This window comes from Mycolicibacterium alvei (assembly GCF_010727325.1).
In the GTDB taxonomy this organism is placed as follows: domain Bacteria; phylum Actinomycetota; class Actinomycetes; order Mycobacteriales; family Mycobacteriaceae; genus Mycobacterium; species Mycobacterium alvei.
In genome coordinates this window covers 1416188-1442354 of record NZ_AP022565.1, presented here as the reverse complement: position 1 = coordinate 1442354, position 26167 = coordinate 1416188, and the positions used below count along the sequence as shown (strand labels likewise).

The window sequence follows — 26167 nt, the reverse complement described above, 5'->3', positions numbered from 1 at the left end:
CGGACTGCCACCCGGACCTTAGAACGTTATTGGTCTGCTGTCCTACCTTTTGAGGTGACAATCGTGGGAATTCGGTGCACGATCGTCACGTCATCGGCGAAGTAATGGTCGGCAGGCCGGAAGGTTGGCCGGCAAGTCCCACACGGGCAGGAGGGTGCGCAATGAGCCAGAACCCCGGCATGCTGGCACGGGCCGACCTGGAGCGCCTGGTGGCGTCGGGCGAGATCGACACCGTGATCGTCGCCTTCTGCGATATGCAGGGCCGGCTGACGGGCAAGCGGGTCTCGGGACGGCTGTTCGTCGAGGAGGTGGCCGCGCACGGTGCGGAGTGCTGTAACTACCTGCTCGCCGTCGACGTCGACATGAACACCGTCGACGGCTACTCGATGTCGAGCTGGGATACCGGATACGGCGACATGGTGATGACCGCGGACTTCAGTACCCTGCGGGTCGTCCCGTGGCTGCCCGGCACCGCGCTCGTGATGGCTGATCTGTCGCGGCTCGACGGTCGCGCTGTCGAGCAGGCGCCGCGCAGCATCCTCAACCGTCAGATCGACCGTCTGGCCGAGCGGAAACTGGTGCCTTACGTCGGCACCGAGCTCGAATTCATGGTCTTCGACAACACATTCCGCGAGGCGTGGGCGGCGGGCTATCGCGATCTGACACCGGCCAGCGACTACAACGTCGACTACTCGATGATGGCCTCCAGCCGGATGGAACCGCTCCTGCGGGACATCCGCCGCGGCATGGAGGGCGCCGGGCTGTACTGCGAGGGCGTCAAGGGGGAGTGCAACCTGGGTCAGCAGGAGATCGCCTTCCGCTACGACCACGCCCGCAACACCTGCGACAACCACACCATCTACAAGAACGGCGCCAAGGAGATCGCCGACCAGCACGGCAAGAGCCTGACCTTCATGGCGAAGTTCGATGAACGCGAAGGCAACAGCTGTCATATCCACATCTCGCTGCGCGGCGATGACGGATCACTCGTATTCGCCGACGAGTCGGGGCCGCACGGGATGTCGTCGATGTTCCGTAGTTTCATTGCCGGCCAACTGGCCACCCTGCGCGAGCTGACCCTGTTCCATGCGCCGAACATCAACTCCTACAAGAGATTTTCCGATGGCAGCTTTGCGCCCACCGCCATTGCCTGGGGCATGGACAACCGCACCTGCGCCTTGCGGGTGGTCGGCCACGGGTCCGGTATGCGGGTGGAATGCCGGGCGCCCGGAGGCGACGTCAACCAGTACCTGGCAGTGTCGGCACTGATCGCCGGCGGGCTGTACGGCATCGATCATGAGCTGGAACTGCCCGAAGCCTTGCCGGGCAATGCCTATGCCAGTGAGGCGCAACGGCTACCCACCACCCTGGCCGAGGCAGCCGAGCTGTTCGAGAAGTCTGAGGTCGCGCGCACCGCCTTCGGGGACGACGTCGTCGAGCACTACCTGAACAACGCCCGGGTCGAACTGGCGGCGTTCAATTCCGCGGTGACCGACTGGGAAAGGGTGCGCGGTTTTGAGCGGCTCTGAGCCGGGCGCCCGGCCGGTGATCGGTATGACGACCTATCTGCAGCAGGCGCAGACGGGAGTCTGGGACGTGCCGGCCAGTTTCCTGCCGCAGGTGTATTTCGAAGGTGTCACCCGTGCGGGTGGTATCGCGCTGCTGTTACCGCCGCAACCGGTGGATGATGAGATCGCCGACCGGGTGCTCGACCGCGTCGACGGGCTGGTGATCACCGGCGGTCCGGACGTGGATCCACGGCGCTACGGACAGCAGGCGCATCCGGCCACCAACGCGCCGGCGACCGGGCGCGATGCCTGGGAATTCGCTCTGCTGGAAGCCGCCCTGCGACGCGATATTCCGGTGCTCGGTGTGTGCCGCGGGGCGCAGGTCCTGAACACGGCGCTCGGCGGCACCCTGCACCAGCACCTGCCCGAGGTGATCGGGCACAGTCATCATCAGAAGGGCGACGCGGTGTTCGGCACATCGGCGGTACACACCGTGCCCGACACCCGGCTGGCAGCTCTGATCGGCGCGACATCCGATGCGCAGTGCTACCACCATCAGGCCATCGACCGGCTCGGTGCGGGCCTGGTGGTCAGCGCGCGCGACAGCGACGGCGTGATCGAGGCCGTCGAACGTGATCCGGCACTGTCCGGCGATGTGTTCGTGCTCGGCGTGCAATGGCACCCGGAAGAAAGCCTCGACGACCTACGGTTGTTCACCGCCGTGGTGGATGCCGCCAGAATCTATGCGACAGAGAGGGTTTCATGACTTCCAGCCAGGTCATCAACCCGGCCACCGAAGAGGTGCTGACCACGGTCCAACTCTGTGACGTGGCCGGTGTCGACGACGCGGTGGCACGTGCGGACGTGGCGCAACGGGCCTGGGCCCGGTTGGCACCGGCCGACAGGGCCGCTGCGCTGCGCGCCTTCGCCGCCGTCGTGGACGCCCACATCGATGAGTTGGCCGCCCTCGAGGTGGCCAACTCCGGGCATCCGATCGGCCAGGCCGAATGGGAGGCCGGGCACGTCCGCGACGTCCTGCAGTTCTACTCTGCTACTCCGGAGCGGTTGAGCGGCAAGCAGATCCCGGTGGCCGGCGGCCTGGACGTCACGTTCAACGAGCCGTTGGGCACGGTCGGGCTGATCACGCCGTGGAACTTCCCGATGACGATCGCCGCCTGGGGTTTTGCACCCGCACTGGCCGCGGGTAACGCGGTACTGCTCAAGCCCGCGGAATGGACCCCGCTCACCTCGATCCGGCTCGGTGAGCTCGCCGTCGAATCAGGTTTGCCGGCCGGGCTTTTCCAGGTGCTACCCGGCAAGGGTTCGGTGGTCGGGGAGAGGTTCGTCACCCATCCCGGCGTGCGCAAGGTGGTGTTCACCGGGTCCACCACCGTGGGGAAGCGGGTGATGGCCGGGGCCGCAGCTCAGGTCAAACGGGTGACCCTGGAGTTGGGTGGCAAGAGTGCGAACATCGTGTTCGACGACTGCGATCTGGAGAAGGCTGCGGCCACCGCACCGTACGGAGTGTTCGACAACGCCGGCCAGGACTGCTGTGCACGCAGCCGGATTCTGGTGCAGCGCAGTGTCTACGACCGGTTCATGGAATTGCTGGAGCCGGCGGTCAAGGGCGTGGCCGTCGGGGACCCCACGGCGCGCAACACCGAGATGGGACCGCTGGTGTCCCGTCCGCACTGGGAATCGGTGTCGTCCTACGTGCCCGACGACGCCCCGGTGGCCTTCCGGGGTTCCACCCCCGAAGGGCCCGGGTTCTGGTTCCCGCCGACCGTGTTGACGCCGCAGCGCACCGACCGCACGGTGACCGACGAGATCTTCGGGCCGGTGGTCACCGTGCTCGCGTTCGAGGACGAAGCCGACGCCATCGCACTCGCCAACGACACCCCTTATGGTTTGTCCGGCTCGGTATGGACCGACAATCTCTCGCGCGCGATGCGGGTGTCGAGGGCGGTGGAATCGGGCAATCTCAGCGTCAACTCGCATTCGTCGGTGCGCTACAACACGCCGTTCGGCGGGTTCAAACAGTCGGGTCTGGGGCGCGAGTTGGGGCCTGACGCACCACTGTCTTTCACCGAGACCAAGAACGTCTTTTTCGCAGTAGAGGAGTTGTAGATGGATCTGACCCAACGCCTGGCCGGCAAGGTTGCCGTCATCACCGGTGGCGCCGGCGGCATCGGCCTGGCCACCGGACGGCGGCTGCGCGCCGAGGGCGCCACGATCGTGGTGGGAGATATCGACGCTGCCACCGGCGAGGCCGCCGCCGAGGAACTCGACGGGCTGTTCATCGGTGTCGACGTATCCGACCAGGATGCCGTCGACCATCTCTTCGACACCGCGGCAGCGACATTCGGCTCGGTCGACATCGCGTTCAACAACGCCGGGATCTCGCCTCCCGAGGACGACCTGATCGAGACCACCGAGCTGCCGGCCTGGCAGCGGGTGCAGGACATCAATCTGAAATCGGTGTACCTGTCGTGCCGGGCCGCGTTGCGGCACATGGTGCCGGCGGGCAAGGGCTCGATCATCAACACCGCCTCGTTCGTCGCGGTGATGGGTTCGGCCACCTCCCAGATCTCCTACACCGCCTCCAAGGGTGGGGTGCTGGCGATGTCCCGCGAGCTCGGGGTGCAGTACGCCCGACAGGGCATCCGGGTCAACGCCCTGTGCCCAGGCCCGGTGAACACCCCGCTGCTGCAGGAGTTGTTCGCCAAGGATCCCGAGCGTGCCGCGCGGCGGCTGGTACACATCCCGGTCGGCCGTTTCGCCGAACCCGAGGAGTTGGCCGCCGCGGTGGCGTTCCTGGCGAGCGACGACGCGTCGTTCATCACGGGTTCCACGTTCCTGGTCGACGGCGGCATCAGCTCCGCGTACGTGACGCCGCTGTGACACCGAGGTAGCCAGCCATGACAGCCGAACCGGATCCGCAGCAGCCGGCAGCCGGTGCGCTGTTGCGTCCGGTTCGGCTGGGCAACGCCTTCGAGGACACCGTCGGCCGGTTGCTGGAGACGATCCGATTGGGAGTGTTGAGTCCGGGGGAGTCACTGCCGCCCGAACGTGAGCTGGCCACCCGCCTGGGAGTCAGCCGTGACACGGTCCGAGAGGCGATCAAATCGCTGGCCGACGCCGGTTATCTGGTGTCCAAGCGAGGGCGGTACGGCGGCACCTTCCTCACCGACGAAGTCCCCCGACACACCGCCGACGGCCCCAGTCCGACGGGCGAGGAGATCGACGATGTGCTGCGATTGCGCGAGATTCTGGAGGTCGGGGCGGCGCGGATGGCTGCCGGGCGCACGTTGAGCGCGGCCGAGCGGGACGGTTTGTGGTCGCGGCTGGCCGACGTCCGCGCTGCCGAACCCGCCGACTACCGTCGCCTTGATTCGCGGCTGCATCTGGCCATCGCGGCCGCGGCGGGATCCCCGTCGTTGGTGCCGCTGATCGCCGAGAACCGGATGCGGATCAACGCCCTGCTGGACCAGATCCCGCTGTTGGCGCGCAACATCGCTCATTCCGATGAACAGCACGAGGCGATCGTGATGGCGATCCTGGCCGGTGACGGTGAACGGGCCGCCGCAGCCATGCTGGCCCACGTCGGGGGCTCGTCGGCGTTGTTGCACGGGTTTCTGGACTAGATTCGAGCTGTGCACCAGCACGGTAAAGAGGTTCAGGTCGAGCGCGCATCGTCAGCCCTGACCGACGTCGACACCCCGGGATGGGCGCAGCGCTTCGACCTGCTGTCCGACCCGCACCGGTTGGAGATCCTCCTCGGCCTGCACCGGGTACCCGGTATCTGTGTGAGTGACCTGGCTACGGCTCTCGGCCGTTCGGAGAACTCCGTATCCCAGGCGTTACGGGTACTCCGCGAGCAGGGCTGGGTCACCTCCACCCGGGTCGGCCGTACGGTCAACTACCGACTTGAGGACGAGACCGTGCATGATCTGCTGCACTGGATCGGGGCGCGGCACGGCTGAAGCGACACTCTCATCTGTTCACCTAGACAGATATCGGTGCTCGTCCTACGCTCGACCAATGACCATCGGTGCACCGCCGGCAACCGCCCGATCCGCCCGACTGGCCACCAGTTTCGGCCGTGCCGACTGGACGTCGATTGCCGCGGTCGCCGCAGTGGTGCTGGTCCTCCACGTCATCGGCTGGGGTGTACTGATTTTCGGTGTTGCCCCCCAACACATCTCGTTGGGTTCGGCCGGGGTGTTCGGGGTGGGTCTCGGCGTCACGGCCTATCTGCTGGGCGTGCGGCACGCGTTCGACGCCGATCACATCGCCGTCATCGACAACACCACGCGAAAGCTGGTCGGCGAGGGCACCCGGTCGGTATCGGCGGGCTTCTGGTTCTCCCTGGGCCATTCCAGCGTCGTGTTCGGTCTCGCGCTGCTGCTGGCGCTGGGTGTACGGGCGCTCGTGGGTCCGGTACAGGACGAGAACTCGGCAACGCTTCAGGCCCTGGGGCTGATCGGCTCGCTGGTGGCAGGCACATTCCTGATCCTGATCGGGCTGACGAACTTGGTGGCCGCTGTGGGCATCGCCAAGGTATTCCGCGCGATGCGCACCGGCGATTTCGACGAGGCGGAGCTCGAGCGTCAGCTCAACAGCCGGGGATTCGTAGCCCGGCTGCTGAGCCGGGTCATGCGGCGGGTCAACAAGCCCTGGCACCTGTACCCGGTGGGGTTCCTGATGGGGCTGGGGTTCGACACCGCCAGCCAGGTGGCGTTGCTGGTGCTCGCGGCAGGGACGGCGGCCTTCACGCTCCCGTGGTACGCCATGCTGGTGCTACCGGTGTTGTTCGCGGCGGGCATGAGCCTCTTCGACAGTGCGGACGGCATCTTCATGGCGCGGGCCTACGGCTGGGCGTTCCTGCAACCGGTTCGCAAGGTCTACTACAACCTGACCGTCACGGTGCTGTCGGTGATCGTGGCACTGGGGATCGGGGCGATCGTGCTGACCGGCCTGCTGGTGGAGCGCCTCGATATCACCACCGGGCCACTGGCCTTCGTCGGATCGGCCGACCTGAAGTTCGTCGGCTATGCGATCGTCGGCCTTTTCGCGCTGAGTTGGGGCGTGGCCCTGGGGATCTGGCGGTTCGGCCGGATCGAGCAGCGCTGGTCGGCGCAGGCCTAGTCGAGCAGGCCCAACAAGGCATTTTCGATCACTTCGGGCAATGCCGGGTGAATCCAATACTGGCCACGGGCAACCTCTTTTGCGGTCTGACCGAAACTCATCGCCTGGATCAGCGGCTGGATGATCGAGGAGGCCTGATGGCCCATGATGTGCGCGCCCAGGATCTTCCCGGTCTCGCGATCACCGATCAACTTGGCGACGCCGGTGGTGTCCTCCATGGCCCAGCCGTATGCGGTGTCGCCATAGGCCTGGACCTTGGTGACGACGTCGTACCCGTCGTCCCGCGCCTGCGCCTCGGTCAGTCCGACCGCGGCGATCTGTGGTTCGGTGAACACCGCCGACGGTACGAACCGGTGATCGCTGGGCACCATCGCCTCGACGTCGTCCCAGTCGCACAGCAGGTTCTCCTGGACCACCCGCGACTCGTGGTTGGCCACGTGCTTGAGCTGATAGTCCGACGACACATCGCCGAGTGCGAAAATGCCACGCGCCGTTGTGCGTTGGTACTCGTCGACGATCACCAAGCCGTCCTCGTCCACCTCGACCCCGGCGAGTTCGGCGTCGAGTAGATCCCCGTTGGGAACTCGCCCGGTGGCCACCAGCAGCATGTCGGCGGTGAGGGTCTTGCGATCGTCGAGTTCCAGGACGATCTTCTCGCCGTCGTGGTGGGAGCCGATCACGTTCTCATGCGTGCGCAGGTCCCACTTCTGGGCGGCCAGCGCGCTGAAGCGGTGGCAGATCGTCTCATCGCAATGGGTGAGCATGCCGGCGCCGCGCACCACGATGGTGACCCGCACTCCCAGCGCCGAGAACACGTGCGCGAACTCGGCCGCGACGAATCCACCGCCCACGATCACCAGATGCTCGGGCAGTTCGGGGATCCGCATGATGTCGTCGCTGGTGTAGTACATGACGCCGCAGTCCAGGATGGCCGGCGGGATGTACGAACGTGAGCCCGCAGCGATCACCACCTGATCGCTGCTGAATTCTTCACCGGCCTCGGTGCGCAGCGTGTAGCGGCCGTCGGCAGTCGTGGGACCGAACCGGGTGTGGCCGGCGTACACGGTGATGTGTGGATCATTTCGACGGTAATCCTCGCCGCCGGCCGCGATCGGGTCGATTCGACCGAACACCCGGGAGACGATGTCGGACCAGCGCACCTTGTCGATGTGTGCGTCGACCCCGAATCGCGCACTGTCGGTGACGGTGTGAGCGACCTCGGCGGCGTAGACGAACATCTTGGTGGGGATGCAGCCGACGTTGAGACAGGTGCCCCCGAAAGTGCCCTGCTCACAGATCGCGACCTTCATCCCGGCATAGCGATCGTCGAGAATGCTGTTGCCCGAACCGGTACCGATGATGGTCAGGTCGTAGTGATCCATGCGCTGTCCCTATCCGGAAGATGTGGTGCTCGGCCGGGTTTGCAGACTGAGGTAGTAGTCCAGCCACTGGTTCAACTCGCGGTACGCCGCCTCCCGCACGTCGGCCATCGACAGGAAGACATCGTGCTTGGCGTCGGAGATCGGGGCGACCGTGGTGCGGCTACCCACACAACCGGACCATCGGGCGATCTGACTGACATCCAGCACCGCGTCACCGCGTTGCATGGCTGCCGGATCGGAGGATTCGGTGACACTGCGGTCGGACCGCAGGATCAGATTCGGCACGCCGACGTCGAGGCCGCGGTGCAGGCGGGCTTGCCCGCGGCGGATCGCATTGATCCAGCCGAGCGTGACGGGGAAGCCGCCCAACGGTTTCCACTCCAGGTTGTAGTCGAACTCACCGCCGTAGTCGCGATGCAGCGTGGTGCCGTAACCACCATCGGTGGGTTTGCGGATCACCGACAGCTTCCGCAGCCGCGCCAGGGCGACCAGAGCAGCCGACGTGGGCGCGGTGCGCAGGACCGCTGGTCCGTGCAGATCGAAGAACGGACTGTTGAGTATCAGCCCACCGACATGATGAGTGGACAGCCCGCCACTGCGTCGCAGTCGGTCGGCGAACAAGGTGAGGATCAAACCGCCGGCCGAGTGCCCGTACAGGCACACCTTGGCGTCGCCGGTGTCGGCGGCGATCACCTCCAGCGCCCGCTGCAGCTCGTGGTCGTACCGCGCCAGGTCGGTGGTGAAATGTGCGGTCTGGCCCTCATGGCGCGAGCGTCCGCACTTGGGCAGGTCCAGCGCGTAGAAGGCAAACCCGCGGTCGGCGAATCGCTCGGCCAGTTCGGTGTGGAAGAAGTAGTCGGTGTAACCGTGCAAGGCCAGCACGGCGTGGGCGGATCGCCCCGCCGCGTCCCCGGGTCCACGACGTACCAGCGTGGCGACCAGATCGCCTTCGCCGTCGGGATCGGGTCCTGCATCGATGGTCTGCTGCCAGAACCCCGGCAATACATCCGGCTCCCAGGCGGGCTCCCGTGACGTCACGGTTCCAGCCTAGCCGCGAGCCGGAAACCGGCACCGGAAACCGGCTCCGAAAACGCCATGGGGGTGTCTGTTGCCGGCCCGACGACCTGGGGAGTTGCTGCGCCCCGCACACGATCCGGGGGCGGGTGGCGGTCATCGTCGGGCTGACGAGGCCGGACGGGTGACGGATCGCACTACCATGCCTGGCCAACTGCGATTCGTCGCGCGATAACCTTGGCATGACAGAAAGCCCGTCGACGGCGTCGGGCGCTCAATACGAAGGACGATCGATCAGGGTGTCTGAGGCAAACGTGGGTACGACCGTGAAGACCGACGTCGTGCTGGTTGGGGCCGGCATCATGAGCGCAACCCTCGGCGCTCTGATCCGCTTGCTGGAGCCGGACTGGTCCATCACCATGATCGAGCGGCTCGACGGCGCTGCCGCCGAGAGTAGCGATCCTTGGAACAACGCGGGCACCGGGCACTCGGCGCTGTGTGAGCTGAACTACACGCCCGAGCTGTCCGATGGTTCGATCGATATCACCAAGGCGATCAACGTCAACGAGCAGTTCCAGGTATCGCGGCAATTCTGGGCCTACGCGGCCGAGAACGGCGTGCTGCCCGACGTGCGCGGCTTCCTCAATCCGATCCCACACGTCAGTTTCGTGCACGGCGCCGGCAACGTCGACTACCTCAAGCGCCGTCGCGAGGCCCTTGTCGGCAATCCGTTGTTCGCCTCGATGGAGTTCATCGACGACAAGGACGAATTCGCCCGCCGGTTGCCGTTCATGGCCGCCGGGCGTGATTTCTCCGATCCGGTCGGGCTGAACTGGTCGCAGCACGGCACCGACGTCGACTTCGGTGCGCTCTCGCGTCAGCTGATCGGCTTCACCGCGCAGCGCGGAATGGACACCCTGTTCGGCCACGAGGTGCGCAATCTGAACAAGGAGTCCGACGGCAGTTGGACCGTCAAGGTGACCAACCGGCGCACCGGCCTCAAGCGCAAGATCAATGCCAAGTTCGTGTTCGTGGGCGCCGGTGGTGGCGCGCTGCCGCTGCTGCAGAAGGCGGGTATCCCGGAGGCCAAGGGCTTCGGCGGTTTCCCGGTGGGCGGCGCGTTCCTGCGGACCAACAACCAGGCGCTGACCGCTGGACACCAGGCCAAGGTGTACGGGCTGCCGCCGCTGGGTGCCCCGCCGATGTCGGTACCCCACCTGGATACCCGCGTTATCAACAGCAAGTCGTGGCTGTTGTTCGGTCCGTTCGCCGGCTGGACGCCGAAGTTCCTCAAGCAGGGCAAGTTCACCGACCTGCCGTTGTCGGTCAAGCCCAACAACATCATGTCCATGGTGGGGGTCGGACTCACCGAGATGGGTCTGGTCAACTACCTGGTCGGCCAGCTGCTGCTGAGTGAGGCCGCACGGGTCGAAACACTGCGCGAATTCGCGCCCAGCGCAGTCGATTCCGATTGGGAACTCGACATCGCCGGACAGCGCGTGCAGGTGATCCGGCGCAAGGGGGCCGGCGGCGTGCTGGAGTTCGGCACCACCGTGCTCGCGGCTGCCGACGGCAGCATCGCCGGTCTGCTCGGCGCCTCGCCCGGCGCGTCGACCGCGGTGCCGGCCATGCTCGATGTGCTGGAGCGTTGCTTCGCCGATCGTTACCAGGGCTGGGTGCCCAAGCTCAAGGAGATGGTGCCCTCACTCGGCGCCAAGCTGTCCGATGAACCCGGCCTGTTCGAGGAAGTGTGGGCGTGGGGTAGCAAGGCGCTCCTACTGGACGCACCTGTGACTGCGTGACCGAGGCGGGCGGATGACGGTCGCACTACGCCGCAGCTGGGCCAAAGACCTCGACGTACCCACGCTTTATGAACTGCTCAAGCTCCGTGTCGAGGTGTTCGTGGTGGAGCAGGCGACCCCTTATCCGGAGCTCGACGGCCGGGATCTGCTTGCTGAGACCCGCCATTTCTGGTTGGAAAGCCCTGACGGTGAAGTCATTTCGACGTTGCGGTTGATGGAGGAGCACGCCGGCGGCGAGAAGGCCTTCCGGATCGGCCGGGTGTGCACCAAACGCAGCGCTCGGAGCAGCGGGCACACCACCCGGCTCATGCAGGCCGCCTTGGCCGAGGTCGGCGATTACCCGTGCCGCATCGACGCCCAGACCTACCTGGTCGACATGTACGGCAAGCACGGATTCGTCCGCGACGGCGACGAATTCCTTGATGATGGGATTCCGCACGTGCCGATGGCACGTCCCGGGCCCCGCGGCGAGAGCGAGTCCTCCTGATGACGGCGGAGACCCACACCTATCCCTTCAGCGCACTGGTGGGGCAGGACCGGTTGCGCCTGGCGCTGCTGCTGTGCGCGGTTCACCCCGAGATCGGCGGTGTGCTGATCCGCGGTGAGAAGGGGACCGCGAAATCCACTGCGGTCCGCGGACTGGCCACAGTGCTGTCCGCGGTCGACGACGAGGCCCGACTGGTGGAACTGCCGATCGGCGCGACCGAGGACCGGGTGGTCGGATCGCTGGACCTGCAGAAGGTGCTCCGTGACGGCGAACACGCTTTCTCGCCGGGTCTGCTGGCCCGCGCTCACGGCGGCGTCCTCTACGTCGACGAGGTCAACCTGCTGCACGACCACCTGGTCGACGTGCTGCTCGACGCAGCTGCCATGGGTCGGGTTCATATTGAGCGGGAAGGGATTTCGCACTCACACGAGTCCCGGTTCGTTCTGATCGGCACCATGAACCCCGAGGAGGGCGAGCTGCGGCCCCAGCTGCTGGACCGATTCGGGCTGACCGTGGACGTCGCCGCCTCACGCGACGTCGATGTCCGCGTCGAGGTGATCCGCGCCCGGATGGCGTTCGAGGCCGACGCGCGGGCTTTCGTCGATCGCTATGCGGCCGCCGACGCCGAACTGGCCGACCGGATCACCGCAGCCCGGGCCGCGATCGGCTCGGTGGTCCTGCCCGACATCGAATTACGGCGTATCGCGGCGCTGTGCGCGGCGTTCGACGTCGACGGAATGCGCGCCGATCTGGTGGTGGCGCGCACCGCCGTCGCCCATGCCGCCTGGCGCGGCGCCACCACGGTCGCCGAAGATGACATCCGGGTGGCCGCCGAACTGGCCTTGCCGCACCGTCGTCGTCGTGATCCGTTCGATGATCCGGGCCTGGACCCCGAACGCCTCGAAGAGGCGATGCAACAGGCGGGGGAGTCGGCCGCGCAGGCCCGACAGGACAGCGAGCCGCCAGGGCCGGACTTCGACCCCGACTTCGACCCGCCGGGTGGCGGCGCCGATGCCGGCTCGGAAGGTACCGCGCCGCAGGGTAATTCGAAGCAACCGTCGACCCGACCCAGCGCCCCGCCGTCGGCGGTGTTCCGGACCAAGGCACTCGTGGTTCCCGGGGTCGGCGAGGGTGCGCCAGGCCGCCGTTCGCGCGCGCGCAACCGGACCGGTACCCCGATCGCGGCCACCGCCGAACCCGGCGTCGGGCATGGGCTGCACATGTTCGCCACACTGCTCGCCACCGCAGGCCGTCAACCGGGTGCGGGTCTGCCGCGCCCCCGTCCCGAAGACATCCGGCGTGCGGTACGCGAAGGCCGCGAAGGCAATCTGGTGATCTTCGTCGTCGACGCCTCCGGATCGATGGCCGCCCGCGACCGCATGTCGGCGGTCACCGGCGCGGCACTGTCACTGCTGCGCGACGCCTATCAACGTCGGGACAAGGTCGCGGTGATCACGTTCCGCCAACAGGACGCGCGGGTGCTGCTCCCGCCCACCACCTCGGTACACATCGCGAGCCGCCGGCTGGCCCGGTTCGACACCGGGGGCAAGACCCCGCTGGCCCAGGGCCTGCTGGCCGCCCGCGATCTGGTGATCCGGGAGAAGGCCCGCGACCGCGCCCGGCGCAGCCTGGTGGTGGTGCTCACCGACGGCCGCGCCACCGGGGGCCCCGATCCGCTGGGCCGGACCAGACAGGCGGCGGCCGCGTTGGTGGCCGAGGGTGCCGCCGCCGTGGTGGTCGATTGTGAAACATCGTTTGTGCGACTGGGATTGGCCGGACAACTGGCCGAACAGCTGGGTTCACCAGCAGTCCGGCTCGAGCAGCTACGCGCAGCCGAACTGACCCGGCTCGTGCAGCACCAGACCGCCGCCTAGCCCGGCCCGAGACTCTGCGCAGGAAGGATCGCCCATGCCACAGGGACAGCCGCTGACCGTTCCCGACGACGGCCTCACGACCAAGGCGCGACGAAACGCACCGCTGCTCGCGGTGCACACCGGGCCGGGGAAGGGCAAGTCCACCGCGGCTTTCGGGATGGCGCTGCGGGCCTGGAACCAGGGCTTTTCGGTGGCGGTGTTCCAGTTCGTCAAGAGTGCGAAGTGGAAGGTCGGCGAGGAGGCCGTGTTCGGCCAGCTCGGTCGGCTGCACGACGAGCACGGGGCCGGCGGCCCGGTTGAGTGGCACAAGATGGGCTCGGGCTGGTCCTGGACCCGCAAGCACGGCGACGACATCGACCATGCGGCGGCCGCTGCCGACGGCTGGGCCGAGATCAAACGTCGGTTGGCCGACGAACGTCACGACTTCTACGTGCTCGACGAGTTCACCTATCCGCTCAAGTGGGGCTGGGTTGACGTCGACGAGGTGATCGAGGTGCTGACCGGCCGTCCGGGAACCCAGCACGTGGTCATCACCGGGCGTGATGCCCCGCAGGCCCTGATCGACGCCGCGGACCTGGTGACCGAGATGACCAAGATCAAGCATCCGATGGATGCCGGCCGCAAGGGCCAGAAGGGCATCGAGTGGTAGACACCACCGAGCGTGCGCAAACTGCTGCAGTTTTACGGCGTGCCGGGCAGCAGACACGCACGCTCGCGGTGCTGGGGGACGCGTGACCACCCCGGCGGTGGTGATCGCGGCACCGGCATCGGGCAGCGGGAAGACCACGGTGGCAACGGGATTGGTCGGTGCGCTACGTCAGGCCGGTCACACTCCCGCGCCGTTCAAGGTGGGCCCGGACTTCATCGACCCCGGCTACCACGCGTTGGCCGCCGGCCGCCCGGGCCGCAACCTCGACCCGGTGCTGGTCGGCGAGGATCTGATCGGGCCGCTGTACCGGCACGGCTGCGCCGGTGCCGACATTGCGGTGGTCGAGGGTGTCATGGGCCTGTTCGACGGCCGCATCGAAGGGCAGATGACCGGTATCCCGCGAGGTTCGGCGGCCCAGGTCGCCGGGCTGCTGGGGGCCCCGGTGGTGCTGGTGGTCGACGCGCGCGGCCAGAGCCACAGCATCGCCGCCCTGATCCACGGCTTCGTCACCTTCGACCCGGCGGTGCGGATCGCCGGGGTGATCCTCAACCGGGTGGGCTCCGACCGGCACGAGGCGGTGTTGCGCCAGGCGTGCGAGCACGCCGGGGTGGCGGTGCTCGGTGCGATTCCGCGGGCCGACGAATTATCGGTCCCGTCCAGACATCTCGGTCTCATCACCGCGGTCGAGCACGGCCGCCAGGCCCGTGACGCGGTGGCCGCGATGACCGCGCTGGTAGCCCGCCACGTGGATCTCGGGGCGCTGGTATCCGCAGCAACCGCGCACGTCACCGCCGAACCGTGGTGCCCGGTCGCCGAGTCGGTGAGCAACGTCACGGTGGCCCTGGCCGCCGGTAAGGCATTCAGCTTCAGCTACGCCGAGCACGCCGAGTTGCTGCGCGGCGCCGGGGCGCAGGTCGCCGAGTTCGACCCGCTGTCCGAGCCGCTGCCCGCCGGTGCGGACGCGCTGGTACTGCCCGGGGGATTTCCCGAACAGTTCTCCGCCGAACTGTCGGCCAACGATCCTGTCCGCCAGCAGATCAGGGAGCTGGCCGCCCGCGGCGCCCCGGTGCATGCCGAGTGTGCGGGCCTGACGTACCTGGTCGACGATCTCGACGGCGTGCCGATGTGCGGTGTGCTGGCTGGTTCGGCCCGGTTCACCGAACGCCTCACGCTGGGGTACCGCGACGCGGTCGCGGTCGTCGACTCCAGCATGCACGCCGCAGGCGATCGGGTCACCGGACACGAATTCCACCGAACCGCAGTGGAATTCGCCGAAGAGCTGCCTGCCGCCTGGGTATTTTCCGGCCCCGGGGGGGTGGCCCGGCGCGACGGCGCCGTGCGGGGCGGAGTGCACGCCGGGTATCTGCACACCCACCCCGCCGCGCACCCGCGGGCCATCACCCGCTTCGTCATGTCGGCGGTGCCGACACAACGGACCGGTGGTAGCAACCACTAAGCTCGGCGGGTGATCCGGACGCGAGGAGGAATGTGATTTCAGGGAATGCCTACCTCGTCGGCTTGCGTCTGTCGGGCAAGAAGGTCGTCGTTGTCGGCGGCGGAACCGTCGCGCAACGTCGGCTGCCGCTGCTGATCGCCCACGGCGCCGACGTACACGTCATCGCCCGGGCCGCCAGCCCCGCTGTGGAGGCGCTGTCCCACGACGAGCCTGGCATCACGCTGCAGCTGCGCGACTTCCGCACCGGGGATCTCGACGGTGCCTGGTACGTGCTCGCCGCCACCGACGACTCCGAGGTCAATGCAGCCATCGCCGCCGAAGCCGACGAGCGGCGCATCTTCTGCGTTCGCGCCGACGTGGCGCGCGAAGGGTCGGCGGTGACCCCGGCGACATTCGACTCCGACGGCCTGTCAGTAGGCGTCCTCGCCGGCGGTGAGCACCGCCGCTCGGCGGCCATCCGCACCGCGATCCACGAAGCGCTCCAGCGCGGCCTGCTCGCCGCCGACTCCGGCGCGGAGCCGGGGGAGGCGCCTAGAGGAGTGGCCCTCGTCGGCGGCGGTCCGGGAGACCCCGAGCTGATCACCGTGCGCGGACGACGCCTGCTGGCCCGCGCCGACGTGGTGGTCGCCGACCGGCTGGCCCCCCAGGAGTTGCTGGCCGAACTCGGGCCTCACGTCGAGGTGATCGACGCGGCCAAGATCCCGTACGGGCGGGCGATGGCTCAGGACGCAATCAACCAGATCCTGGTGGACCGCGCCCGGGCCGGAAAGTTCGTCGTCCGCCTCAAAGGCGGCGATCCGTTCGTCTTCGCCCGCGGCTACGAAGAGGTCCTGGCCTGCACCGAGGCCGGTGTCCCGGTCACCGTCGTCCCCGGTGTGACCAGTGCCATATCGGTGCCCGCACTGGCCGGGGTTCCGGTCACGCACCGCGGCATGACCCACGAGTTCGTGGTGGTCAGCGGCCATGTTGCGCCCGACCACCCCGAATCGTTAGTCAATTGGAATGCGCTGGCGGCGATGACCGGCACCATCGTGCTGTTGATGGCCGTCGAACGCATCGAGCTGTTCACCAAGGCGCTCCTGGAAGGCGGTCGACCTGCTGATACACCGGTTCTGGTGGTCCAGCACGGCACCACGGTCGCGCAGCGCACCCTGCAGGCCACGCTCGGTGACGCGCCCGAGCGGATCCGCGCGGACGGCATTCGACCTCCCGCGATCATCGTGATCGGCCCCGTGGCGGCCTTCGCGAGTTAAAGGATTTCTAAGATTCCGGTAAGGTGACCCGTTATGACGGCTCTCAACGACGCCGAGCGCCAGGGCCTCGCTGCCCGCCTCCCGTCCTGGTTCCCGTCCTGGGGCTTCCTTTCCGCAGTCATCGCGATCGGCGGTATGCAGCTGCTGGCCACCATGGACAGCACGGTCGCGATCGTGGCGTTGCCGCAGATCCAGGACGAACTCGGCCTGTCCGACGCCGGACGTAGCTGGGTCATCACGGCCTACGTCCTGACCTTCGGCGGCCTGATGCTCCTGGGCGGACGGCTCGGCGACACCATCGGTCGCAAGCGCACCTTCATCGTCGGTGTCGCGTTGTTCATCATCGCCTCGATCCTGTGCGGCATTGCCTGGAACGAAGCCACGCTGGTGATCGCCCGGCTGCTGCAGGGTGTCGGCGCGGCCATCGCCTCGCCGACGGGGCTTGCGCTCGTCGCGACCACCTTCCCCAAGGGGCCGGCACGCAACGCCGCCACCGCGGTGTTCGGCGCCATGACCGCCATCGGCTCGGTGATGGGTCTGGTGGTCGGCGGCGCACTCACCGAGGTGTCGTGGCGGTGGGCCTTCCTGGTCAATGTGCCGATCGGCCTTGTCATGCTCTACCTGGCCCGCACCTCACTGACCGAAACCAACCGCGAGCGGATGAAGCTCGACGCCGCCGGTGCCCTGCTCGCGACCCTGGCCTGCACGGCCGCGGTGTTCGCCTTCACCCAGGGCCCCGAGAGCGGCTGGCTGGCCCCGATCACGCTCGGCTCGGGCGCTGCGGCTGCCGTCTTCGGCATCGCATTCCTGATGGCCGAACGCAGCGCCGAGAACCCGGTGGTGCCGTTCGACCTGTTCCACGAGCGCAACCGGGTGGCCACGTTCGCGGCGATCTTCCTGGCGGGTGGCGTGCTGTTCACCCTGACCGTGCTGATCGGCCTGTATGTGCAGGACATCCTGGGCTACAGCGCGCTGCGCGCGGGTATCGGCTTCATTCCCTTCGTGATCGGTATGGGTATCGGTCTCGGGGCGTCATCGCAGATCGTGCGGTACCTCCAACCCCGCATCGTGGTCATCGTGGGCGGCGTCCTGGTGCTCGGCGCGATGCTCTATGGCTCGACGCTGCACGCCGGCATCCCGTACTTCCCGAACCTGGTGCTGCCCATCACGATCGGCGGCATCGGCATCGGCATGATCGTGGTGCCGCTGACGCTTTCGGCGATCGCCGGTGTCGGCTTCGACCGGATCGGCCCGGCCTCGGCGATCGCGCTGATGCTGCAGAGCCTGGGTGGCCCGCTGGTGCTGGCCATCATCCAGGCCGTCATCACCTCGCGCACTCTGTTCAACGGCGGTATCACCGGCCCGGTCAAGGACATGAACACCGACCAGCTGCACGCTTTGGACCAGGGCTACACCTACGGGCTGCTGTGGGTGGCTGCCGTGGCGGTCCTGGTGGGTATCGCGGCGTTGTTCATCGGCTACACCTCGCAGCAGGTGGCGCACGCCCAGGACGTCAAGGACGCCATCGACGCCGGAGAGATCGAGCTCGACTGAAGCCGGCGGGGCCTGCAGCTGTACCTGGCAGGGCCGCCACTGAGGACACGCCTTAAGGTTGTCGCCTGTGATCACCCGCATGTCCGAGCTGTTCCTGCGAACCCTTCGCGACGACCCCGCTGACGCCGAAGTGCCCAGCCACAAGCTGCTGATCCGGGCCGGCTACGTCCGCCCGGTCGGCCCCGGCATCTACAGCTGGCTTCCGCTGGGCCTGCGCGTGCTCCGCCGGATCGAGAACATCGTGCGGGACGAGATGAACGCGATCGGCGGCCAGGAGATCCTGCTGCCCGCGCTGCTGCCCCGCGGCCCGTACGAGACCACCAACCGGTGGACCGAATACGGCGACACCCTGTTCCGGTTGCAGGACCGGCGCGGCAACGACTATCTGCTCGGGCCGACGCACGAGGAGATCTTCACGCTGACGGTCAAGGGGGAGTACTCCTCCTACAAGGACTTCCCGGCGATCCTGTACCAAATCCAGACCAAGTACCGCGACGAGGCACGGCCGCGCGCCGGCATTCTGCGCGGCCGTGAGTTCGTGATGAAGGACTCGTATTCCTTCGACGTCGACGACGACGGCCTCAAGAACGCCTACCACGCCCACCGTGAGGCATACCAGAAGATCTTCGGACGCCTGGGTGTGCGCTACGTGATTGTGTCGGCGGTCTCGGGCGCCATGGGCGGCAGCGCCTCGGAGGAGTTCCTGGCCGAGAGCGAGGTCGGTGAGGACACCTTCGTGCGCTGCCTGGATTCCGGGTACGCCGCCAACGTCGAAGCGGTGATCACCCGGGCACCGGCACCGCTGCCCATTGCGGGGCAGCCCGCGGCGCAGGTGCACGACACCCCGGACACCCCGACCATCGCGACCCTGGTCGACTGGGCCAATTCGGCTGAGCTGGAACAGTTCTCGGGTCGAGAGGTCACCGCCGCCGACACCCTGAAGAACGTCCTGCTCAAAACCCGCGAGCCCGGCGGCGAGTGGGAGCTGCTGGCAGTCGGCGTGCCCGGTGACCGCGAGGTCGACGAGAAGCGCCTGGGCGCCGGGTTGGAGCCGGCCGAGTTCGCAATGCTCGATGACGCCGACTTCGCCAAGAACCCGTTCCTGGTCAAAGGCTATGTCGGGCCGAAGGCTCTGCTGGACAACGGAGTTCGCTACCTGGTGGATCCACGCGTGGTGGACGGCACCGCCTGGATCACCGGTGCCGACGCGCCCAACAAGCACGTGGTCGGCCTGGTCGCCGGCCGCGATTTCACCCCGGACGGCACCATCGAGGCCGCCGAGGTCCGTGACGGCGACGCGTCTCCGGACGGTGCCGGCGTGCTGACCTCGGCGCGCGGCATCGAGATCGGCCACATCTTCCAGTTGGGCCGCAAGTACGCGGACGCATTCACTGCCGACGTGCTCGGTGAGGACGGCAAGCCGGTGCGGCTCACGATGGGCTCCTACGGCATCGGGGTGTCGCGCATGGTCGCGGTGATCGCCGAGCAGCAGCACGACGAGCTGGGATTGCGCTGGCCGAGCGCCGTGGCACCCTTTGACGTACACGTGGTCGTGGCGAACAAGGACGACGCCGCGCGGACCGGAGCGACCGAACTCGTCGCCGCACTGGACCGGCTCGGCCACGAGGTGCTCTTCGACGACCGCAAGGCCTCGCCCGGGGTGAAGTTCAAGGACGCCGAGTTGCTGGGTATGCCGTGGATCGTGGTGGTCGGCCGTGGCTTCGGCGAAGGTGTGGTGGAACTGCGCAATCGGTTCACCGGCGAGAACCGGGAGATCGCCGTCGACGACGCGGCGGCCGAGATCTCAGCGGCCCTCACCGCCGGCTGAGCGTCGTCGGCATCTGCGCCAGGGCTGCTGCCGATCGCGGGCAACGACCCTGGCGTGGAAAGCGGCGAGCGCCTGAGTCCCTATTCGCCGCCGCCGGGGAACGGGACCGTCACCGGCCAGGCGTCGATGATGGCACGCCACTTGGCCGCGGTGACGGCGGTCTGGGTCAGCGCCGTCACCGCGAAGGTGCGGTCCTCGGCGCTGGTCGCCTGTTCGAGCACCGCACGCCAGGCCACCGAGGTGTCCTCCTCCATGCGAATCGCGAGGTTGGCGGCGTCGGTCGGATCGGTCACCGACGTGGGCAACTGATACCCGGCCGCAGGCAGCGGCGGGGTGACCGAACGTGCGCTGAGCATGGCCATGGCAGCCTCACGCCGGGCCCGGTGCTCGGCCATCGCCAGGGCCACCAGGGCGTTGTCCTCGGCAGTCGAATGGGCCGACACCAGGCCATAGCCGTAGATGGCGCCGTGTTCGACGGCCACCGCATCGAACAGTGCGGCATCGGCGGCCGTGGTGGGCCGGGCCGGTGAGGTGGTCGACCGTGGTCCCGGTGAGGTCGGTCCCGGTGAGGTCACTGAGCGCCTCCCAGCGCGACGGTGTACCCCGCGGTACACGAGGCGGCGATGGATCCGAGCAGGCCCGCGCGATAGCCCGACAGCCTGCGGGCCAGGCCGGCGGCCCGGTCGGCGGACTCTTTGAGCGCATCGACCACGTCGCCGACACTGGGCGCCGACGCGTCTGGCCCGGCGCCCGGGGCGGCCTTGGTCGTGCTCTTGGTCGCGGTGGTCGCCCCGGCGGGGGCGGTGCCCGTCATCCGGGTCAACTCGTCGGAGAGGGCTTTGGCGTGCGCGGTGCGATCGGTCGCCACCGTGTTCAGTGCCCGGGTGACCGGTGCCTGCGGAGGCTGGGCGGCCGCGGCGTCGGCGGCCAGCGCACTGTCGGCGCGTGCCCGATCCCACTGTGTGGTCAGGTCGTCCACTTCGGGTTGAGGCGTCGTCGTACTGCATGCGGCGGCGGCGGTGCCCAGCAGGGCAAGGGCCGCGGCCGAGAGCAGTACGCGCCGCCGGCTGATGTCTGCATGGGCGCTCGGCACGTGAACATCCTGCCATTGCTCGGGTGACCGCCTGACGCGACGCCGACTGGCCGCCCGGCGCCGGTGCGACGACATTCGCCACGCACCGGCCTTCGATTGGCGGTTGCTACCGATGGCCTGGCGTATCGTTGATAGGCGATTCCGGGGCTGATCCAGGTGGCTGGCCCTGGGATTTGTGTCGGAGACAATTCAAGATGAGGAGCTCGCCGTGGCACCGGATCCAAAGTTGCGGTCTGCGGACTTGCCATCGCAGACGCAGGTGATCGAACTGCTCGGCGGCGAATTTGCGCGCGCTGGATACGACATCGACGACGTCGTCATCGACGCATCGGCCCGTCCGCCGCGCATCACCGTGATCGCCGACGGCGACGAAGGTCTCGATCTCGATTCCCTGGCCGCGCTGTCGCGGAAGGCTTCTGAGTTGCTCGACCAGCTGGCGCCGGGCGACACGCCGTATGTGCTCGACGTCACGTCCCCCGGTGTGGACCGGCCGCTCACCCAGGCCAAACATTTCCGCCGCGCCCGTGGGCGCAAAGCCGAGCTCACGCTGACCGACGGTTCGGTGTTCACCGGCAGGCTCGGGGAAACCGACGGCACGGTACTCAAAGTCGTGGTTCCGGAGGGTCGCGATCTGGCCATCCGTGAGATCGCTCTTGTTGATATCGCCAAAGCTGTTGTCCAAGTGGAGTTTTCACCTCCAAACCGACGTGAGTTGGAACTGTCGGGAGAAACTGGGAAGGGGGCCGGCGAATGAACATCGACATGGCGGCGCTGCATGCCATCGAGGCCGACAAGGGCATCACGGTGGATGTGGTCGTCGAGACCATCAAATCGGCGTTGCTCACCGCGTATCGCCATACCGAGGGGCACGAGCCCGACGCGCATATCGACATCGACCGTAAGACCGGTGTGGTCAAGGTGATGGCCCGTCAGACCGATGCCGACGGCAATGTGCTGCACGAATGGGATGACACGCCCGAGGGATTCGGCAGGATCGCGGCGACGACGGCCCGTCAGGTGATCTTGCAGCGGTTGCGCGACGCGGAGAACGAGAAGACCTACGGGGAGTTCGCGGCGCACGAGGGCGACATCGTTGCCGGGGTCATCCAGCGCGATGCCCGGGCCAATGCACGCGGCCTGGTCGTCGTACGGATGGGCAGCGAGACCAAGGGATCCGAAGGCGTGATCCCCAGTGCCGAGCAGGTGCCGGGGGAGCGCTACGAGCACGGCGACCGGCTGCGTTGCTACGTCGTCGGTGTTTCCCGGGGCGCCCGTGAGCCGTTGATCACGCTGTCACGCACGCACCCGAACCTGGTCCGCAAGCTGTTCTCGTTGGAGGTACCCGAGATCGCCGACGGGTCGGTGGAGATCGTGGCGGTCGCCCGGGAGGCCGGGCACCGGTCCAAGATCGCGGTCGCCTCGCGGGTCTCCGGACTGAACGCGAAGGGCGCGTGTATCGGCCCCATGGGCCAGCGCGTGCGCAATGTGATGAGCGAACTGTCCGGCGAGAAGATCGACATCATCGATTACGACGAGGACCCCGCCCGGTTCGTCGCCAACGCACTTTCACCAGCCAAGGTCGTCTCGGTATCGGTGATCGACGAGGCTGCGCGCGCGGCGCGGGTGATCGTGCCGGACTTCCAGCTTTCCCTGGCGATCGGCAAGGAAGGGCAAAACGCCAGGTTGGCGGCCCGGTTGACCGGTTGGCGGATCGATATCCGCAGCGATGCGGCGCCGCAGCCCGACCAAGATGTCCGGCCCGGGGCGGTGCACGATTGACGGTAGTGACCGGCGGTTCGGACCATAGGCCTCGGGGCGGTAGACTCAGCCGTGATCCAGCGCGAGACTCCGACTCTGACGCAGCGAAGCACCTCCGACATTTCTGTCGGACCAGTGCGGACCTGCATCGGGTGTCGGAAGCGAGAGTTGGCCGCCGAGTTGCTCCGAGTGGTTGCGGTGACCGACGGGAACGGGACGAGTTCCGTAACCGTTGACCCCGCGGCAAGCCTGCCTGGGCGTGGTGCGTGGCTGCACCCCGACCAGCAGTGCGCACAGATGGCAGTGAAGCGACGAGCCTTCGTCCGAGCGTTGCGACTCACCGGTTCACCGGATACATCCGCGGTGATCGAGTACGTCGAGAAGATCGACCTCGACGGGCCCGACACCCCGGCAACAGAACAGGTAGCGAAGAACATGAGCACACCGTGAAGTCCCGATGACCATGCGTCATAGCTAAACCCGAGGCGCGGCGCCTACCACCGCTGTTGCCTCTAGACGAGGAGATGTAGTGGCAGCAGGTAAGGCCCGTGTGCACGAGTTGGCGAAGGAACTCGGTGTCACCAGCAAGGAACTCTTAGGCAAGCTCAAGGAGCAGGGCGAGTTCGTCAAGTCGGCGTCCTCCACAGTGGAGGCGCCGGTTGCGCGTCGGTTGCGCGAATCTTTCGGCAGCAAGGCCGGCGGTAAAAAGCCCGACGACCAGCCCCGCCCGCAGGGCAGCGCTGCAGCGCCCGCGGCGCCCAAGCCCGGTGCTCCGGCCAAGCCGGCACCGGCGAAACCCGCCGCCCCCGCGGCGCCGGCGGTCGAACCGCAGGCTCCGGCTGCCGAGGCAGCCCCGGTTGCTCCGGCTCGTCCCGCCGCCCCCAAGCCGGCGGCTCCACAGGCTCCGGCCGCGCCTAGTGAACCGGCTGCCGTTGCGCCCAGTGAACCGGCCGCGCCCGCTCCGGACGCAACTCCCGGTCCCCGGCCTGCCACCCCCGGCCCGCGTCCCGGTCCGGCTTCGGGCGCCCCGAAGCCTGCGCCGCGGGCCCCGCGTGTCGGCAACAACCCGTTCTCCTCGCAGCAGCCGGTAGAGCGGCCCATCCCGCGTCCGCAGCCCCGCCCCGGCGCTCCGCGCCCCGGCGGTGGCCCACGTCCGTCGCCCGGCAACATGCCGCCGCGTCCGGCGGCCGGTGCCGGTGCTCCGGGCCGTGGTGGCCCACGCCCCGGTCCGCGTCCCGGTGGTGGCCCCCGTCCCGGCGGTGCCGGTCAGGGTGCTCGTCCGGGTGGTGGCGGCGGCGGTAACTACCGCGGTGGTGGTGCCGGCGCAGGTGCAGGTGCCGGTGCCGGTGGTGCAGCGGCCGGTGGATTCCGCGGTCGTCCCGGTGGTGGTGGCGGCGGTGGCCGTCCCGGCCAGCGTGGCGGTGCCGCGGGCGCGTTCGGTCGTCCCGGCGGCGCCCCCAAGCGCGGCCGTAAGTCGAAGCGGGCGAAACGCGCCGAATACGAGAACATGCAGGCGCCCGTCGTCGGTGGTGTCCGGTTGCCCAAGGGCAACGGCGAGACCATCCGGCTGGCCCGCGGCGCGTCGCTGAGCGACTTCGCCGAGAAGATCGACGCCAACCCGGCCGCACTGGTCCAGGCGCTGTTCAACCTCGGCGAGATGGTCACCGCGACCCAGTCGGTCGGTGACGACACCCTGGAGCTGCTCGGCAGCGAGATGAACTTCAAGGTTCAGGTCGTCTCGCCCGAGGACGAGGACCGTGAACTGCTGCAGTCCTTCGACCTCACCTACGGCGAGGACGAGGGCGACGAGGACGACCTCGAGTTCCGCCCGCCGGTGGTCACGGTCATGGGTCACGTCGACCACGGCAAGACCCGACTGCTGGACACCATCCGCAACGCCACCGTCCGTGAGGGCGAGGCCGGCGGTATCACGCAGCACATCGGCGCTTACCAGGTCGAGGTCGATCTGGACGGCAACGTCCGCCCGATCACCTTCATTGACACCCCGGGTCACGAGGCGTTCACCGCCATGCGTGCCCGCGGTGCCAAGGCCACCGACATCGCGATCCTGGTGGTCGCGGCCGACGACGGCGTCATGCCGCAGACGGTGGAGGCGATCAACCACGCGCAGGCTGCTGACGTGCCGATCGTGGTGGCGGTCAACAAGATCGACAAGGAAGGCGCCGACCCGGCCAAGATCCGGGCGCAGCTGACCGAGTACAACCTGGTGGCCGAGGAGTACGGCGGCGAGACCATGTTCGTCGACATCTCCGCCAAGCAGGGCACCAACATCGAGGCGCTGCTGGAAGCGGTCGTACTGACCGCCGACGCATCCCTGGACCTGCGGGCCAACCCCGACATGGAGGCCCAGGGTGTGGCGATCGAGGCGCACCTGGACCGCGGTCGCGGCCCGGTGGCCACGGTGCTCATCCAGCGCGGCACCCTGCGTGTCGGCGACTCGGTGGTGGCCGGCGATGCCTACGGTCGCGTCCGCCGCATGGTCGACGAACACGGCGAGGACGTCGAAGAGGCCCTGCCCTCGCGTCCGGTCCAGGTCATCGGCTTCACGTCGGTGCCCGGTGCCGGTGACAACTTCCTGGTTGTCGACGAGGACCGCATCGCCCGCCAGATCGCCGACCGGCGCAGCGCGCGCAAGCGCAACGCGCTGGCGGCACGCAGCCGCAAGCGGATCAGCCTGGAAGACCTGGATTCGGCACTGAAGGAAACCAGCCAGCTGAACCTGATCCTCAAGGGCGACAACGCCGGTACGGTCGAAGCCCTCGAGGAAGCCTTGATGGGTATCGAGATCGACGACGAAGTGGAGCTGCGGGTCATCGACCGCGGTGTCGGTGGTGTCACCGAGACCAACGTCAACCTGGCATCGGCCTCGGACGCGATCATCATCGGGTTCAACGTTCGAGCCGAGGGCAAGGCGACCGAGCTGGCGAACCGCGAGGGTGTGGAGATCCGCTACTACTCGGTGATCTACCAGGCCATCGACGAGATCGAGAAGGCCCTCAAGGGCATGCTCAAACCGGTCTACGAGGAGAAGGAGCTCGGCCGCGCCGAGATCCGCGCCATCTTCCGGTCGTCGAAGGTCGGCAACATCGCCGGTTGCCTCGTGCAGTCGGGCATCATGCGGCGCAATGCCAAGGCCCGGTTGCTGCGGGACAACGTCGTCGTCGCGCAGAACCTCACGGTGTCCTCGCTCAAGCGTGAGAAGGACGATGCCACCGAGGTGCGCGAGGGTTACGAGTGCGGTCTGACGCTGACCTACTCCGATATCAAGGAAGGCGACGTCGTCGAGACGTACGAGCTCGTGGAAAAGGTACGTACCTAAACGATGGCCGACGAACGCTTG

At 67.8% G+C, this 26167-nt stretch carries 23 protein-coding genes; 19 read left to right on the top strand and 4 right to left on the bottom strand.

Features of this window, described 5'->3' with window-relative positions; all coding sequences use genetic code 11:
• The first annotated feature begins 161 nt into the window (after positions 1–161).
• From G6N44_RS06890 to nicT, 7 genes are read left to right on the top strand one after another with little or no spacing between them, the layout of a single operon-like run.
• Entirely contained in the window at positions 162–1529 is a 1368-nt protein-coding gene (locus G6N44_RS06890; protein ID WP_163662329.1) for a glutamine synthetase family protein, read from the top strand.
• A 25-nt stretch (positions 1530–1554) separates the two neighbouring features.
• Positions 1555–2274, top strand: coding sequence for a gamma-glutamyl-gamma-aminobutyrate hydrolase family protein (locus G6N44_RS06885; protein ID WP_163669691.1), 720 nt, complete (start codon positions 1555–1557; stop codon positions 2272–2274).
• A complete protein-coding gene (locus G6N44_RS06880; RefSeq protein WP_163662327.1) occupies positions 2271–3635 on the top strand; it encodes an aldehyde dehydrogenase family protein in 1365 nt (454 codons plus the stop codon). The genes G6N44_RS06885 and G6N44_RS06880 overlap by 4 nt, the downstream gene beginning before the upstream one ends.
• Entirely contained in the window at positions 3636–4409 is a 774-nt protein-coding gene (locus tag G6N44_RS06875; protein WP_163662325.1) for a 3-oxoacyl-ACP reductase, read from the top strand.
• A gap of 17 nt (positions 4410–4426) precedes the next feature.
• A complete protein-coding gene (locus tag G6N44_RS06870; protein WP_163662323.1) occupies positions 4427–5152 on the top strand; it encodes a FadR/GntR family transcriptional regulator in 726 nt (241 codons plus the stop codon).
• Complete coding sequence (locus tag G6N44_RS06865; RefSeq protein WP_372508102.1) at positions 5153–5491, top strand: ArsR/SmtB family transcription factor; 339 nt, start codon at positions 5153–5155, stop codon at positions 5489–5491.
• A 58-nt stretch (positions 5492–5549) separates the two neighbouring features.
• Complete coding sequence (nicT, locus tag G6N44_RS06860; protein WP_163662319.1) at positions 5550–6656, top strand: Nickel transporter NicT; 1107 nt, start codon at positions 5550–5552, stop codon at positions 6654–6656.
• On the opposite strand, the gene mtr is transcribed toward nicT, so the two are convergent.
• Positions 6653–8038, bottom strand: coding sequence for a mycothione reductase (gene mtr, locus G6N44_RS06855; RefSeq protein WP_163662317.1), 1386 nt, complete (start codon positions 8036–8038; stop codon positions 6653–6655). The genes nicT and mtr overlap by 4 nt on opposite strands.
• Positions 8039–8047: 9 nt before the next feature.
• A complete protein-coding gene (locus G6N44_RS06850) occupies positions 8048–9076 on the bottom strand; it encodes an alpha/beta hydrolase (RefSeq protein ID WP_163662315.1) in 1029 nt (342 codons plus the stop codon).
• Between the two features lie 338 nt (positions 9077–9414).
• Here G6N44_RS06850 and mqo point away from each other — a divergent pair, with 338 nt between their 5' ends.
• From mqo to G6N44_RS06810, 8 genes are all read left to right on the top strand, one after another.
• The gene (gene mqo, locus G6N44_RS06845; protein ID WP_372508103.1) at positions 9415–10854 is read left to right on the top strand and encodes a malate dehydrogenase (quinone); all 1440 of its coding nucleotides are present in this window, start codon (positions 9415–9417) and stop codon (positions 10852–10854) included.
• 13 nt (positions 10855–10867) lie between these two features.
• Entirely contained in the window at positions 10868–11341 is a 474-nt protein-coding gene (locus tag G6N44_RS06840; RefSeq protein WP_163662311.1) for a GNAT family N-acetyltransferase, read from the top strand.
• Entirely contained in the window at positions 11341–13215 is a 1875-nt protein-coding gene (locus G6N44_RS06835) for a magnesium chelatase subunit D family protein (RefSeq protein WP_163662308.1), read from the top strand. Before G6N44_RS06840 ends, G6N44_RS06835 begins: the two co-directional genes overlap by 1 nt.
• Before the next feature lie 34 nt (positions 13216–13249).
• Positions 13250–13864 (top strand): cob(I)yrinic acid a,c-diamide adenosyltransferase, encoded by a 615-nt coding sequence (gene cobO, locus G6N44_RS06830; protein ID WP_163662306.1) that lies wholly within the window; start codon positions 13250–13252, stop codon positions 13862–13864.
• An 82-nt stretch (positions 13865–13946) separates the two neighbouring features.
• Positions 13947–15320: a cobyrinic acid a,c-diamide synthase CobB gene (locus tag G6N44_RS06825; RefSeq protein ID WP_163662304.1), complete on the top strand. Its 1374-nt coding sequence runs from the start codon at positions 13947–13949 to the stop codon at positions 15318–15320.
• 35 nt (positions 15321–15355) lie between these two features.
• The gene (gene cobA, locus G6N44_RS06820) at positions 15356–16573 is read left to right on the top strand and encodes a uroporphyrinogen-III C-methyltransferase (RefSeq protein ID WP_163669689.1); all 1218 of its coding nucleotides are present in this window, start codon (positions 15356–15358) and stop codon (positions 16571–16573) included.
• Positions 16574–16606: 33 nt separating this feature from the next.
• Entirely contained in the window at positions 16607–18127 is a 1521-nt protein-coding gene (locus G6N44_RS06815; RefSeq protein ID WP_163662302.1) for an MFS transporter, read from the top strand.
• A 67-nt stretch (positions 18128–18194) separates the two neighbouring features.
• Positions 18195–19955 carry a proline--tRNA ligase gene (locus G6N44_RS06810; RefSeq protein WP_163662300.1) on the top strand — a complete coding sequence of 587 codons (1761 nt, stop codon included), beginning with the start codon at positions 18195–18197 and terminating at the stop codon, positions 19953–19955.
• A gap of 80 nt (positions 19956–20035) precedes the next feature.
• Here the strand turns inward: G6N44_RS06810 and G6N44_RS06805 are convergent, their stop codons facing one another.
• Both G6N44_RS06805 and G6N44_RS06800 read right to left on the bottom strand, forming a co-directional pair.
• Positions 20036–20530, bottom strand: coding sequence for a ferritin-like domain-containing protein (locus G6N44_RS06805; protein ID WP_163662298.1), 495 nt, complete (start codon positions 20528–20530; stop codon positions 20036–20038).
• Positions 20527–21048 (bottom strand): hypothetical protein, encoded by a 522-nt coding sequence (locus tag G6N44_RS06800; RefSeq protein WP_163662296.1) that lies wholly within the window; start codon positions 21046–21048, stop codon positions 20527–20529. Before G6N44_RS06800 ends, G6N44_RS06805 begins: the two co-directional genes overlap by 4 nt.
• 208 nt (positions 21049–21256) lie before the next feature.
• Between G6N44_RS06800 and rimP the strand changes: the two genes are divergently transcribed.
• The 4 genes from rimP to infB all read left to right on the top strand — a co-directional run bounded on the left by rimP (position 21257) and on the right by infB (position 26146).
• The gene (gene rimP, locus G6N44_RS06795) at positions 21257–21802 is read left to right on the top strand and encodes a ribosome maturation factor RimP (RefSeq protein WP_163662294.1); all 546 of its coding nucleotides are present in this window, start codon (positions 21257–21259) and stop codon (positions 21800–21802) included.
• Positions 21799–22827 carry a transcription termination factor NusA gene (nusA, locus tag G6N44_RS06790; RefSeq protein ID WP_163662292.1) on the top strand — a complete coding sequence of 343 codons (1029 nt, stop codon included), beginning with the start codon at positions 21799–21801 and terminating at the stop codon, positions 22825–22827. The genes rimP and nusA overlap by 4 nt, the downstream gene beginning before the upstream one ends.
• Positions 22828–22878: 51 nt before the next feature.
• Positions 22879–23256 (top strand): YlxR family protein, encoded by a 378-nt coding sequence (locus G6N44_RS06785; RefSeq protein WP_163662290.1) that lies wholly within the window; start codon positions 22879–22881, stop codon positions 23254–23256.
• A gap of 79 nt (positions 23257–23335) precedes the next feature.
• On the top strand, positions 23336–26146 hold the full coding sequence (gene infB / locus G6N44_RS06780; RefSeq protein ID WP_163662287.1) for a translation initiation factor IF-2: 2811 nt from the start codon (positions 23336–23338) through the stop codon (positions 26144–26146).
• The last annotated feature ends 21 nt before the right edge of the window (positions 26147–26167 follow it).